Raw genomic sequence first — 13,420 nt, 5'->3', positions numbered from 1 at the left:
ATTAAATTCTCCAAATCAAAGCGTAACTTCTCTTGCCCCTAAACTTTCTATGAGAATAAAGATTGTAATTGCAATAAGTACACAAACCTGAATCCTCAACATCTAAATTAAAATTAGCAATCAATCCCAAATTAAAACTGGCATTGTCAAAATATATTTTATCATCCTTTTTGCAAAAAGATATATCTAACAATTTTTTATTAAATTTTAAATTCACCTCTGATAGAAACTCAGATGAAACCTCATAACAGCATGACCTATTATAAGGCCCAAATATAACCTTCAAATCCTCAAAATTTGAACCCATACTCTCAAACATAAGTAACATTTTTAAAATGATAAGCTTAAAACTACCCTTATATCCACTGTGAGCAAGCCCGATATATTTTTTTGATTTATCAAACATATATATCGGAAGACAATCTGCATAGTAAGCAAGAAGGGCAACATTGCAAGAAGAAGACACAAATCCATCTCCTTCCTGAAAATTAACAAAATCATCAGAAACTTTATAAACAACATTCGTATGTAATTGTTTTAAATATTTGATTTTTTTATCCTTAGGAATAAAACTTAAATTATCACTATTAATATCTCTTATATCTAAATCAAAAGGTTTCTTAGTATAGATCAATTTAATGCTAGGATCTAATTCGAACTCATAATAAAATTTCCTCTCTACCACTCTCATAATCTAAACTCTTCACCAAGATAAAGCTTTTTGGCTTTCTCGCTATTTATAACATAATCAACATTACCCTCATCAAGCACCTGTCCTTGATAAATAATGTAAGCTCTGTCTATTATATCAAAAGCATCTCTTACATTATGATCAGTAATTAAAACCCCAATATTCTTACTCTTCAAAATCCTTATTATATCCTTTATATCTCCAATAGCAATAGGATCGATACCTGCAAAAGGCTCATCAAGCAACAGAAAATACGGACTTACAGCTAAAGCCCTAGCTATTTCAGTTCGCCTTCTCTCTCCACCAGAGAGAGTATAAGCTTTTTGATGTTGTATTCTCTTGATTTCAAAGTCATTAAGAAGATTTACAAGTTCCATCTTGCGCTCAGCTTGAGATAAATCTTCCCTCCTCTCAAGAGCAACTAAAATATTATCTTCAACTGTAAGTTCCCTAAAAATAGATGGTTCTTGCGGCAGATAGACAATTCCTAGCCGTGCTCGCTCATACATGTTAAGACCAGAAATATCATGATTATTTATAAGAACATGTCCACTATTAGCTCTAATAAAACCTACAATAGTATAAAATGTTGTGGTTTTTCCAGCACCATTTGGCCCAAGCAAACCTACAACTTCGCCTCGATGCACATCAATAGTAACACCATTAACGGCTAATTTTTCTCCATACCTCTTAACAATGTTATCTGCCTTTAGCACAATATCAGTAACACTACCAAGGCTAAGCTTTTCTTTAATCGATTTTATTCTATTTTTTCTGTTGGGGAACATCTCCCTCCACTTGAGTAAATTTACCTTCAACATCACCCTCAAGATTATATTTTTTGGTTTCTGTATTTAAAACTATCCTTGAAGCAGAATAATAATTATCATCCTGATAAATCACCGGAACACCTTCAAGAACAATTTCCTTTTCTTCCTTATTATAAATTCCATTCTCAGCTCGTGCAAAAATATCACCTTTATATATCTTAACAGAATACTGCATAATATAAACACTTGTCTTGCGACTACCTTCAATTCTCTCAGCCTTAACAACAAGTTCATTTTCCAAATCTTCAAGCTCAACACCTTTTTGAAGATAAAAACTATCTAATTTTCTATTGACAAATAAGAATTGTGACTTAACATTCATTTTATTAACATAATCTTCATAATAAACATTGCCACGGGCCTCAATATAAGCACTCCCTTCTCCGTAAATTTCAATCTCATCAGCTCTAAGCTTAAAATCAGAAGAAATAACCTCAGGATTTCCCTTTAAAATAATTCTCCTATAAAGAGGTGACATAATACCATGAGAAAAATCCGCTCTAAAAGTAAATTCACCCTTTTTCTGCGCACCATCTACAGTTTTTAACTTCTCAGGCAACTCTTCAGACTTATTGAAACTCTTTTGATCTTGTGCATAACTACTTAAAAAAGTAATACAAACCAAACAGATAATCAAACTTCTCATTTTACAAGTCCTTCAATACCAGAATAAAAATAAAAATTATTATTCTTTAAAAAATATGAAAATCCCTTTCCAGTTATATTACTCTCATCAAATCTAATAAATACTGACTCATTTGGGGGCGATAATAGTTTTTTTTCATTATCTTTCCATAAAAGCCTATTAGTATTAATCAGATAATAGTTATTCATATCTTCTATCTTTAACTCCACAGAATCTTTCATATCTAAATCCTTAGTAACATGCGAGCCTTCTAAACTACTAAATTTACCTGAAATCCGATTTTCCAAAGAATGATATAAAAATCTTCCATTCTCAACTTTATAAATCTTGTAATAATTAAAATAATTAAAGCTTAAAGCTTCCAATATAGTTTGCTTCTTCCCACCTACAACATTATGATAACTAATCCCCAATATTTGTATTGAAGGGGTCTCTTTAGCAGTCTCTGCCCTACCAGAATGTTCATCGTAATCAAAAGTACAATTTAAGATAAACAAAAGCGGCAAAAAATAAAACAAAGCAAATCTCATCATACAAGTCCTTACATAAGCTTATAAAAAGCTACCTTTTAAGCTTTCCAATTGAAAAGTAAATATCAAAATCTCAATATGGCTCTCATTCACCAGATTCAGACAATTATTATCCGCTATCATTTAAATCTAAAATTTATAATATAAATTACTCAACCTATATAAAATCTCTGCTTCCATTTAAACAACTCATATTTATGCCTATCCACAAATACTATAACAATTATGCAATACTACTAAAAATTTTTCACTAGAATTTCCCTTATACTACCACGCCCAACTGGATTTGCATTAATAAATCTTTTAGAATCAACAAAAGTAACATTATAGTTTTTATATAGCCCAAGACTAAACTCGGTATTAGAATTTGAAAGCAAAAACTTAGCCCCTTTTTTATCTATTTCCTCACAAAAATGTAGTAATTTTTCATGCATTTTAACATCAAATCCATATCTACTATAATTTGTAAAATTACTTGTCTTTGAATAAGGTATATAAGGTGGATCAAGATAAACAAAATCATCTTTTTTAATTAAATCAAGTAAACAAAAAAAATCTAGACTTAAAACTTTAACCTCCCGTAGAAGCTTAGAAGCCAATTGTAAATTTTTAATTTCATAAAGACTAATCTTTTTATATTTACCAAAAGGAGTATTAAATCTCCCATCTCCATTTTCTCTATAAAGACCATTATAACAAGTTTTATTCAAATAAAGAAAAATACATGCCTTCTCTAAATTAGTTAAATCTTCATTATTAAAACTATTTCTAATATGAACATAATGCTCCTTAGTTAAAGGAGCATTATTATATTTTTCAACCTCTAATAGAAAATTATCCAAATTATAGGCAATTTCCCTATAAAAATTAATCAAATTAGAATTTATATCATTAATAATTGAATTTTTCAAATTCAAAGCAAAAAATAATGCCCCTCCTCCTACAAAAGGTTCAATATAATTATTAAAAGAAAGGGGAATATTATTTAAAATAACTTTCAATAAATTTTTCTTACCACCAGCCCATTTCAAAACAGGTCGTATTGCAACGCTCATATTAATATTTTAACCATAATAATGTTCAAGCTCATCATTTCTTTTATAAGTGAAAATTTCATCTTCTTTAAACCAAATGGGTATTTCACGAAGAGCATCATCAACACTAGCAGAAGCATGAATTACATTATAAACTGCAAACTTTTTCTCATTCGCATAGTTAAAACTATGATAAGCAAAATCACCCCTTATTGTCCCAAGAGAAGCCATTTTTGGTTCTGTAGAACCACAAAATTTTCTAACAACCTCAACAGCTTCAACACCTTCAATAACAAACACAAAAACTGGTGAACTAATTATAAAATCAATTAAAGATCGCCAAACAAACTCGCCATGCCTTATGGCAATATCATCATAAAGATAATGAATCTCGGCCATTGCTCTATTAACTAAAGTCATCTTAGCAGCCACAATTTTCAATCCTGCCTTCTCAAATCTAGAAATTACATTACCAATCAAACCCCTTCTAACACCATCAGGTTTAATAATACATAAAGTTTTTTGTATTAAAGTAGACATAAAAACCTCCCAATGTTTTCATTACAATTCAAGTTAATTATAAGATATAAGTTATTGACTTTATAAACATCTGGTTCAAAAGAATAAATAAAAAAATAAGCCTATAAATAAACTTTAATTCTCAAACTATAAATTAAAAAATTAAAATTAATACTTGAAATGAGCAAAAATCACTTGAAACAATTTTAAAATCTATAAAAAATAAATGCCTTTTAAATCTTACATATTAAATCTTAAACGCAAAGCCCTCAGAGTAGTCATTTTATCTGCATTACTAATGCTACCTCCAACAGGAAGACCAGATGCTATTCTTGTAACATTAATATCCAAATTCTTTAAAATACTACTAATATAATTTGCAGTTACATCCCCTTCAATGCTAAATTCTGTAGCAATAATTACTTCCTGAGCCCCAAGGGCACTAACATAACCTTCTAACTTATCAAGATTTAATCTATTTGGGCCAATATCTTTTAAAGGATCAAGATGACCATGAAGTACAAAATAAAATCCATCATATTCCCCAGTAGATTCAATAACCTCTAAATCTTGCGGCATCTCCACAACACAAATCACATCTTTATTCCTACTTAAATCCATACAAATATCACAAAATTCTTCCTCAGCAAAGTTGTAACAACTTTTACATTTTTTGATGCTAGAATGGAGATTGCTTAAAATTTGTCCCAAATTTTTTGCATACTCCTCACCCTTATACAAAATATCATAAACCATTCGTGATGCTGTCTTTTTACCTATACCTGGCAACTTAGAAACTAAAACAATTAAATCTTGTATAATCAAATCTTAAATCCCAAATGGCATAGAACCCATTGTTTTTGATTTTATCTCTTCCTTAACCTTAGAAATAGCATCATTAAAAGCCGATTTTATCATGTGCTCAAGAGCCTCATTATCTAAATCACTAAAAAATTCTTCTTTAATTGAAACTTTCTTAACAAGAAATTCTCCATTCATCTCAACAACGATAACATCGCTTCCTGCCCTACCACAGACAACAATTTGAGATATTTCTTTTTTAATATTATCAATATTATCTTTAAAGCTTGTCATATTTTTTAAAAAATCTAATGGATTTACTGCCATATCCTAATTTTTCACCTCACTTGCTCCAAAAATGTTTTTGATCCTAAGTACCTCATTATCAAACTCATCATCATTATCTTTAAACTGCTTCTGAAATATAACATTCAATCTAGGAAATTCTTTACAAAATTCAGCTCTTATTTCATTCTGATAAGCTTGAAGCTGATTATACTCAAATCCACTAAAAATTTTATAATAAAGCACACCATTGTCAATCAAAATTTCTCCTGAATATACTAAAGTTTGAACATACTTAGATACTAAATAAATAAAACTTTCTTTAATTTTATCATTATCATCTACCTTATCAAAACTATCTTTTGTCTCTATAAAAATCTCATCAATATCATCACCAGCATCAAAGTCAAGACGTGTAGACTCTTTAACTTCCATCTTTAATACAGGCTCAATTTTACTTAACCCCACTTTTACTGGGTCTACTGAAGGAATATTGCCTAATTCTGATTTTAAATCAGTATCAACATCAACATCATTTACATCAAAACTAACCTCATCAAGCACCTTAGCTTCGATATCTTGAATTTGCTTAATTAAAACATGACTAGATACATAATCTTTAAGCCTAAGTATCTTAATAAAACTGATCTCAAGTTCATATTTAGGACTTACTGAAAACTGCAAATTCCTATAAGTTTCAAGTAATACACTAATACTTCTCTCAACATGATTCAAATCAAAACTTAATAATTTTTCTTCCAAACTCTTAAGTTTAATACCAATAAACATAAGATTTTTAATATCTAATTTCAGAAATAATATCTCTCTAAAAAACTCAATTGCATCAAGAAGAAATTGCTCACATGAAATCCCTGTTAAAAATACAGCATCTAAAACACAAAGCAATTCCTTTAAATCATCATTAAGAATGCTTAATGCCAATTTTTCTAAAAATTCATCATTGGTCAATCCCATCTTAGATTTGATTTGTTCAAATTTAATGTCGGAATTACTTAATGATACAATTTGATCAAAGAGAGTATAAGCATCCCTTACACTCCCCCCACTCTTATAAGCAATCCACCTTAAAGCCTCATCCTCATATTTAATATTATCTTCAAGGCAAACATGCTTTAACATCTCATAAATCTTCTCTAAAGGTAAAAGTCTAAAATTAAAATGCTGGCACCTACTCTTTATCGTATCTGGAAGCTTATGTACCTCTGTCGTAGCAAAAATAAAAACAATATAACTAGGAGGTTCTTCAATTGTTTTTAAAAGAGCATTGAAAGCAGAATTTGAAAGCATATGTACTTCATCAATAATGTAAACCCTATACCTAGAACTGGCAGGAGGAAACATTATCTCTTCTTTAATTTGTCTAACATCTTGAACAGAAGTATTTGAAGCACCATCAATCTCAATAATATCAAGGCTATTATCATTATCAATAGATTTACAACTGAAACACACACCACAAGGCATAACTGTTGGCCCTGCCTGGCAATTTAAACACCGTGCAAAAGCCCTTGCAGAAGAAGTCTTACCAACTCCTCGTGGTCCTGAAAATATATAAGCATTTGCTATTCTGTTATTTTCTATTGAATGTTTTAAGGTCTCAACAACAAAATCTTGCCCCTCAAGAGAATTAAAATCTCTAGGACGCCTCTTAATGGCAGTACCTCTTGCAGATATCATCCCATCTCCCCATACACTAATAAAAATCTCACTTAAACCTTAAATTACACAAAATCAAAAGCATCAAAACAATAAAAATATCATTTTTTACAATATGTATAATATAACATCAATACTTAATATCAAGTACTAACTCTATAAAAGCAGACTTGCCTACTAAACCAAAATAAATTTATCCTAAGACGTACGCACTCATTGAGTAATTACTTACCGCTGCTACCTTCCAGTCCTGACGGGATTAGGTAACACCCAATAGTGCGGATCCTAGGAACCGGAGAAAATGGGATTCGAACCCATGATACATTTTCATGTATACACGCTTTCCAAGCGTGCGCCTTCAGCCGCTCGGCCATCTCTCCAAAACCAACGACTTCCGTGCCCAAGAGGATTTGAACCTCTGACCTTCAGAACCGCAATCTAATGCTCTATCCAGCTGAGCTATGGGCACAAACAAACATTTGATTTTATTGTAATAAAAATTATTATTTATTACAATAAAATCAAACTTATAAAAAAGTCAAAAATATTCTTAAAAAAATTACAATATTGATTCATTTATAAAAAAGGAGTAATAAATGGCAATTAAACTCATAATAGCAATATTCTTATTAATGATGTCATGTACAAAACATGAGGAACAAACAAAAAGCGCTGAAATTAATATTGAAACAAAAATTATCAAAGAAACCATTACTGATGAGAATAATAATATTTTTTACATCGATGCTCAAATTCCCACCATAGAAGGCCTAGAACTTGGATTTGAAGAGTTCATACAAAAATGGAAAATTTATAAAACCGAATTACTTAAAACAAAAAAATCTAAAGAATATGCCTATGAATTTTCTTATCACTCTGACTTTGAAATATTCAAAAACCCAGACCTTAAAATAACATCAGTTCTATATAGCCAATACACAATAGACAAATATGATGCAAATGGACTTACAACATATCATCCAATTAATTTAAGGGGAAAAGAAAAAATAAAACTTAAAGACATAATTTCAAAAGATCAATTAGACTCTTTGATGCAAGTATTAAGAGAACAGGTAGAAAAAGATTTTAGAAAATTTGGCATTCATTCTGATAATCAAGCTGAATTTGAAAAAGAATTTGAAAAAACTTTTAAACAATATAAATATTACTTTAAAAACAATAATGTAGTAATTTTTTATGACCCGATCGTAATACGCCCACACGTAGACGAAAAAGTTGAATTTATCTTTCCAATCGATAACAATACCGAAAGCCAGGAAACAGATTGTCCAATATGCTCAAAGTAAAATAAAAAACGGAGAGGGTGAGATTCGAACTCACGGTAGGCTTATACCCACGACGGTTTTCAAGACCGTAGCATTCAACCACTCTGCCACCTCTCCTAAATTATTATCATAATAATAAACTCAAGAAATCTTTGTCAAGATAAACCTTAACAAAAACTCTTACGGAGAGAATGGGATTCGAACCCATGGTCCCCTTTTAAAAGGACAACTTCTTAGCAGGAAGCCCCATTCGGCCACTCTGGCATCTCTCCTTGAAAGTATACTAATAAATAGTATATTAGAGTCATTATATTGTCAACAAAAAATAACTTTTAACGTCTTAATAATTGATTCTAAAATCTCTATAAGCCTCAATTAAATCTCTAATCTCTTTAATTGCAACATCCAATTTAATTCGTGTAAGTTCATCTGAAAAAATTTTCTCAGTAATTTCCACTTCATTGTTGCTAGCTCTAAGTTCAATATGTTCATCTCTAATTTTCCAAATATATGGACACAGTCTAGTATTATAATCAAATACAAAAACAGGATCTTTTAAATTCAAGGAATTGTCAATAAAGAACAAATATTCCAACGTCCATTTGCCTTTTAAAAACATTGCAAACTCGTCTAAGAGTTCTTCAAGCAAAATATCTTCTCTAGATTCAAGCAAATTTAAAAATGCAGAATAAGTATCTGGTTTAATTTCACAAAGCTTTTTAAGATAAAAATGAGCATCTTCAAGCTCACGATTCCTTAAAAAAAATAAAAACGCATAAAAATAAACTGAATCCATATTAGGATAATCTAACAACATTCTATCAATAGCTCTCTTAGGAGAAAAATTCAAAAGCTCTATTGTAGCAATATGCATATTATATATTGTGTAAATATTAGGAAAACTTAAAATAGCTTTTACATAGGATTTAGTGGCTTGGGTCATATTACCTATTTTATGCAAAATAGTTGCTCTATTATGCCAAATATATTTAGAATAACTCGAATCTGTTAAAAATTTCTCGGAAAGTTTAACTGCACCACTGATCTCTCCAATAAAATAAAGATAATACATTAAATAATTAATAATAAGAGAAAGATTAGCCTCTTTAAAACTCTCATCTATCTCAAATGGTTTAGCACTCTTGAATATACAATTATTTTTTAAAAACCAAGAATTCAATTTAACAAGAGCATTATTTTTATCCACATCAACAGCTTTAGCAATCATTTGGATAGCCTCATCTTTCTTGCCCAAGATCTCAAACAAAATAGCAGCATTATTAATAGCCTGAATCAAGCTAGGATGTTGCTTATTGGCTTTTAAAAAATAACTCAAAGAGGTTTCATAATCTTTTAATCCAAAATAAAAAACACCAAGATTATAATTTTGAAAATAACTAAATTCATCTTTTTGCCCCTCAAATTTACCATAATGTAAAAGTTTAATTAAAAAATTATACTCACTTAAAATAGGATAAGTATCTAATACATATAGAAGTGCCTTATAATCCTTTAATTTAAAATAAATTAAAGACTTAAGAGATAGAGAATCAAAACTATCATCAAAAACATCAAGATTTAAAAGAGCATTCTTAAAATCACCCTTTTTATAAAGCTCTAAAGCCTGCTCAAAATTAATACTATTCATATTGCTCAAAAAACTCCATAGGTCTGACAGAAATCTCTTTTGAAAAAGATGCTTCATTTACACTCTTGTCTAAATTATAAGAAGCAACGCTAATATAATAAAGTCTTCCATTCTCAAGACCTGTAATTCTAAAAGAAGTCTGATTACCAACATCAATAGGAGATGTAAAAATGCTCCCGGCTTTACCATGATAATTACCAGGACTAACGCCAATATAAATATAATAGCCACCAATGTTACTATTAATAACTGGAAACCATTCAATCAATATCTCACCAGATCCTGGGACAGCTTTTGTTATTAGAGGCGGAAAAGGTGCGGCCTCAGGTATATAAGCAACAATCATGCCATAAAGAGCCGGACTCTCTACAGGGTCACCGCTTGGATAAAATTCGGCCTTAATTTGAATATATTTTGATACATTAAACTTAGGAAATCCATTTTTAGGATCAAAATAAATCCAATCCCCTGTTAAATTCTTTTTTATCTCTCCATTCTTACCTGTTTCATAAAAAACCTTATTATCCAACCTATAATAATAAAAAATATCTGTGTTTTTTGGCTTTACACTATCAAATTCAATAGATAAAATTTGAGAATAATCCTTAGATAGCTTGATTGGTTCTGTAATAATATATCCCTTATCTCTTGAAAAAAAAGCATTACTTACGTCTTCAAAACTTTTATGAATTTCAAAATTCTCAATAGCCCCTGTAAAATACTGCCCCAATGCAAAATCAATAAAATTACCAATATTTAACAAATAACCGGAACCTTCTCTCTTATCAGCAGTAACATACTCTATAGCCTGGGGCTTAGAGTCTATTAAATATTCCAATAACCCATCTTTTTGCTTATACCTAACAGTATGCAAATGCCACTCTTTTGGAATAAAATCATCATCGCTCTTTAGCTTAATCTTGATCGGTTCTCCATTATTATTTAAAAACACATTATTAAAATTCCAAACAAAAGTTCCGCCTTCACTCTCTAACCGAATGGCTTGATCTAGCCAAACACCTTTAATATTCTTATACCCGTTCCAACTTACAATAACCTCCCCGGTAACAGAAGTAGAACGGTATGCCCAAAACTGGATAGTAAAATCAGAAATTACATTACCTGAATAAAAGAAAGCCTTTTTTGTTAATGGTTTAAACTTAATAGTATTTCGACTTGAATAAAAAATTAAAGAATTACCTGAAATATTATGAAAAGAATTTGAAATCTTTGCATTACTTGAATCAACAAAATAGTTTAAAGCAGCATCCTTAACAATATTGTCTTTTTCTATTTCTAATCTAAAATCAACACTATTAAAATCTAAAATTCCCTTATATCTATCCAAATAAATTCCAAGAACATCTCTATTACCTTTTGCAAAGCTAACATTATGGGCTTCCTGAATAAATTTAAATCCATCCTTAGCATTAAGAATCAACTTAAGTTCCTGAGAAAAAACACTAGCAATACACGAACAAAACAGCACAAATATAAAAATCAATCTCATTACAGACCTTTATCTTTTTCAATACAAAAAGAATTAAAAAAATATACAATAATTCAAATATGATATAATATTATATCACAAAAATAAAAATGATTATTTAAAAGCAATGATAGACGCAATATGAGAGAACATTTAAACCACTTACACAAAAAAGTACAAGAATTACCAACAACAAGTGGATGTTATAAGATGTACTCACAAAACAAGAAAATACTATACATTGGAAAAGCAAAAAACTTAAGAGCAAGAGTAAAAAACTACTTTCTAAAAAGAATCAGCCATAAAACAAAAATACTAATGAGCAATGTAGCAAATATAGAAATAATTACCACAAACAGTGAATATGAGGCTCTACTCTTAGAATGCAACTTAATCAAGGAACACAAACCAGACTATAATATCAAGTTAAAAGACGATAAAGGGTATCCTATGATAAGAATAACTTGCGAGAAATACCCAAGAATATTTAAAACTAGAAAAATCATAAATGATGGAAGTGAATACTTCGGTCCATATGTTAATGCAAAAAACCTAGATTTAGTATTAGATCTTATTAACAAAACATTTAAAACTAGAAAATGCAAAAAGAAATCAAAAACCCCCTGTCTTTATTTTCACATGGGGCAATGTCTTGGAGTATGCTACAGAGAAGATCTTGAAGAACAATACAAAAAAGAAGTAGATAAAATAAGACATATCTTAAATGGAGAGATATCTAAACTTTTAGATGAAACTGAAATAAAAATGAAAGAAGTAATTAAAAAGGAAAATTTTGAAGCAGCAATAAAGTTAAAAGAAACTAAAAGATCATTAATTGAGATAAGTCAAACACAAATAATTACAAGAATGAATAAACTTAGTGCAGACTATATATACATTCATCAAACTGATAGTTTCAATGTGATAGTAATACTTAAATACAAAGACGGCAAACTAGTAGAAAAAGACATAAATTTTGATGAAAGCATATATGAAGAGGATGAGCTAACAGCAAAATTTATAACACAATACTATACAGCCCTAAACATGATAGTACCAGATAAAATATATATTTTTAAAAAAATTGAGACTGAAAATATTACAAAACTAATAAACGAACTTAAAAGTACAAAAACTGAAATAATCTGCGAAGAAACTAAAGAGACTATAAAGATAATGGAAATGGCAATTTCTAATGCAAAAATCGCATTAAGAACATATGATAATGAAAAAAATAGAGCACTAGAAAGTCTAAAAAACATTCTTGAAATGACAAAACTACCAAAGACAATTGAGGGATTTGATATTTCTCATCTTAATGGGCATAAAACAGTAGCATCTCTTGTTAGCTTTAAAACAGGCAAACCTTTTAAAGATGGATATAGAGTTTATAAAATCAACTCATTAGATACTGGTGAGATTGATGATTTTAAGGCAATAAAAGAAGTTATATCAAGGCGATACTCAAAATTAATTAATGAGCAATTAGAATTACCTGATTTAATATTAATCGATGGGGGAAAAGGTCAATTAAGTGCTGCTTATTCCATTTTAAAAAGATTAAAAATTGAAAATGAAGTTGCTATTTGTGCATTAGCAAAAAAAGAAGAAATAATATTTTTGCCAAACAAAACACAAGGTATTAAACTTTCAAAAGGAAATCCTGCTCTTCAGATATTACAAAATGTTCGAGATGAAGCCCACAGAAGAGCAAACAGCTTTAATAAAACACTACGCAAAAATATAAAATTGAATTATAGTCAAATAAAAGGAATTGGTGAAGAAAAAGCCAAAAATATTTTAAAAACACTTGGAACATACAAAGATATATTGCTCCTAAAGGAAGATGAAATAGCTAAGAAAATGAAAATAACCATTAAAATGGCAAAAAAAATAAAAAAATTCTCAGAAAATCAAAATTTAAAAAATACATATTCCATAAAATCTTAATTTCACATTTCATATAACTAAGAATAACGGATAA

General features: G+C 29.5%; 13 protein-coding genes, 4 tRNA genes and 1 other RNA gene. 2 read left to right on the top strand and 16 right to left on the bottom strand.

The annotated features are described in order from the left end of the window. Window position 1 precedes the first annotated feature (1 nt). The 12 genes from pgeF to bhYOR_RS02300 form a co-directional block, all read right to left on the bottom strand. Complete coding sequence (gene pgeF / locus bhYOR_RS02355; protein WP_025399794.1) at window positions 2–691, bottom strand: peptidoglycan editing factor PgeF; 690 nt, start codon at window positions 689–691, stop codon at window positions 2–4. Then, window positions 688–1,479 (bottom strand): LPS export ABC transporter ATP-binding protein, encoded by a 792-nt coding sequence (lptB, locus tag bhYOR_RS02350; protein WP_025399793.1) that lies wholly within the window; start codon window positions 1,477–1,479, stop codon window positions 688–690. The genes pgeF and lptB overlap by 4 nt, the downstream gene beginning before the upstream one ends. After that, on the bottom strand, window positions 1,457–2,167 hold the full coding sequence (locus tag bhYOR_RS02345; protein ID WP_025399792.1) for an LptA/OstA family protein: 711 nt from the start codon (window positions 2,165–2,167) through the stop codon (window positions 1,457–1,459). The genes lptB and bhYOR_RS02345 overlap by 23 nt, the downstream gene beginning before the upstream one ends. Continuing rightward, a complete protein-coding gene (locus tag bhYOR_RS02340; RefSeq protein ID WP_025399791.1) occupies window positions 2,164–2,697 on the bottom strand; it encodes a hypothetical protein in 534 nt (177 codons plus the stop codon). The genes bhYOR_RS02345 and bhYOR_RS02340 overlap by 4 nt, the downstream gene beginning before the upstream one ends. 236 nt (window positions 2,698–2,933) lie before the next feature. Further along, entirely contained in the window at window positions 2,934–3,752 is an 819-nt protein-coding gene (locus bhYOR_RS02335; protein WP_071190277.1) for a DNA adenine methylase, read from the bottom strand. Window positions 3,753–3,761: 9 nt separating this feature from the next. Then, the gene (locus bhYOR_RS02330; protein ID WP_025399789.1) at window positions 3,762–4,271 is read right to left on the bottom strand and encodes a nucleoside-diphosphate kinase; all 510 of its coding nucleotides are present in this window, start codon (window positions 4,269–4,271) and stop codon (window positions 3,762–3,764) included. A 219-nt stretch (window positions 4,272–4,490) separates the two neighbouring features. Continuing rightward, on the bottom strand, window positions 4,491–5,075 hold the full coding sequence (gene recR / locus bhYOR_RS02325) for a recombination mediator RecR (RefSeq protein WP_025399788.1): 585 nt from the start codon (window positions 5,073–5,075) through the stop codon (window positions 4,491–4,493). A 3-nt stretch (window positions 5,076–5,078) separates the two neighbouring features. Beyond that, window positions 5,079–5,378: a YbaB/EbfC family nucleoid-associated protein gene (locus tag bhYOR_RS02320; protein ID WP_025399787.1), complete on the bottom strand. Its 300-nt coding sequence runs from the start codon at window positions 5,376–5,378 to the stop codon at window positions 5,079–5,081. A gap of 3 nt (window positions 5,379–5,381) precedes the next feature. Beyond that, entirely contained in the window at window positions 5,382–7,034 is a 1,653-nt protein-coding gene (dnaX, locus tag bhYOR_RS02315; RefSeq protein WP_025399786.1) for a DNA polymerase III subunit gamma/tau, read from the bottom strand. Window positions 7,035–7,206: 172 nt separating this feature from the next. Next, window positions 7,207–7,304: signal recognition particle sRNA small type (ffs, locus tag bhYOR_RS02310), an RNA gene on the bottom strand. 2 nt (window positions 7,305–7,306) lie between these two features. Next, window positions 7,307–7,393 (bottom strand) — tRNA-Ser (locus bhYOR_RS02305). Window positions 7,394–7,408: 15 nt separating this feature from the next. Continuing rightward, window positions 7,409–7,482 (bottom strand) — tRNA-Arg (locus bhYOR_RS02300). A 127-nt stretch (window positions 7,483–7,609) separates the two neighbouring features. Here bhYOR_RS02300 and bhYOR_RS02295 point away from each other — a divergent pair. Continuing rightward, window positions 7,610–8,320: a DUF3298 domain-containing protein gene (locus tag bhYOR_RS02295; protein WP_025434050.1), complete on the top strand. Its 711-nt coding sequence runs from the start codon at window positions 7,610–7,612 to the stop codon at window positions 8,318–8,320. Between the two features lie 9 nt (window positions 8,321–8,329). On the opposite strand, the gene bhYOR_RS02290 is transcribed toward bhYOR_RS02295, so the two are convergent. From bhYOR_RS02290 to bhYOR_RS02275, 4 genes are all read right to left on the bottom strand, one after another. Continuing rightward, window positions 8,330–8,416 (bottom strand) — tRNA-Ser (locus tag bhYOR_RS02290). Window positions 8,417–8,482: 66 nt separating this feature from the next. Continuing rightward, window positions 8,483–8,571 (bottom strand) — tRNA-Ser (locus bhYOR_RS02285). Between the two features lie 68 nt (window positions 8,572–8,639). Continuing rightward, complete coding sequence (locus bhYOR_RS02280) at window positions 8,640–9,947, bottom strand: tetratricopeptide repeat protein (protein WP_025434049.1); 1,308 nt, start codon at window positions 9,945–9,947, stop codon at window positions 8,640–8,642. Then, window positions 9,940–11,457 (bottom strand): fibronectin type III domain-containing protein, encoded by a 1,518-nt coding sequence (locus tag bhYOR_RS02275; RefSeq protein ID WP_025399783.1) that lies wholly within the window; start codon window positions 11,455–11,457, stop codon window positions 9,940–9,942. Before bhYOR_RS02275 ends, bhYOR_RS02280 begins: the two co-directional genes overlap by 8 nt. A 120-nt stretch (window positions 11,458–11,577) precedes the next feature. Here bhYOR_RS02275 and uvrC point away from each other — a divergent pair, with 120 nt between their 5' ends. Then, window positions 11,578–13,386, top strand: a complete 1,809-nt coding sequence (gene uvrC, locus bhYOR_RS02270) for an excinuclease ABC subunit UvrC (RefSeq protein ID WP_025434048.1) — start codon at window positions 11,578–11,580, stop codon at window positions 13,384–13,386. Window positions 13,387–13,420: the final 34 nt, after the last annotated feature.

This window comes from Borrelia nietonii YOR (assembly GCF_023035795.1).
Lineage (GTDB): Bacteria > Spirochaetota > Spirochaetia > Borreliales > Borreliaceae > Borrelia > Borrelia hermsii.
This window is presented reverse-complemented; position numbering and strand designations above follow the sequence as displayed.

Coding starts and splice junctions, on each gene's coding strand:
- pgeF (WP_025399794.1), bottom strand. CDS start 691: ATGAGAGTGGTAGAGAGGAAATTTTATTATGAGTTCGAATTAGATCCT.
- lptB (WP_025399793.1), bottom strand. CDS start 1,479: ATGTTCCCCAACAGAAAAAATAGAATAAAATCGATTAAAGAAAAGCTT.
- bhYOR_RS02345 (WP_025399792.1), bottom strand. CDS start 2,167: ATGAGAAGTTTGATTATCTGTTTGGTTTGTATTACTTTTTTAAGTAGT.
- bhYOR_RS02340 (WP_025399791.1), bottom strand. CDS start 2,697: ATGAGATTTGCTTTGTTTTATTTTTTGCCGCTTTTGTTTATCTTAAAT.
- bhYOR_RS02335 (WP_071190277.1), bottom strand. CDS start 3,752: ATGAGCGTTGCAATACGACCTGTTTTGAAATGGGCTGGTGGTAAGAAA.
- bhYOR_RS02330 (WP_025399789.1), bottom strand. CDS start 4,271: ATGTCTACTTTAATACAAAAAACTTTATGTATTATTAAACCTGATGGT.
- bhYOR_RS02320 (WP_025399787.1), bottom strand. CDS start 5,378: ATGGCAGTAAATCCATTAGATTTTTTAAAAAATATGACAAGCTTTAAA.
- dnaX (WP_025399786.1), bottom strand. CDS start 7,034: ATGATATCTGCAAGAGGTACTGCCATTAAGAGGCGTCCTAGAGATTTT.
- bhYOR_RS02295 (WP_025434050.1), top strand. CDS start 7,610: ATGGCAATTAAACTCATAATAGCAATATTCTTATTAATGATGTCATGT.
- bhYOR_RS02280 (WP_025434049.1), bottom strand. CDS start 9,947: ATGAATAGTATTAATTTTGAGCAGGCTTTAGAGCTTTATAAAAAGGGT.
- bhYOR_RS02275 (WP_025399783.1), bottom strand. CDS start 11,457: ATGAGATTGATTTTTATATTTGTGCTGTTTTGTTCGTGTATTGCTAGT.
- uvrC (WP_025434048.1), top strand. CDS start 11,578: ATGAGAGAACATTTAAACCACTTACACAAAAAAGTACAAGAATTACCA.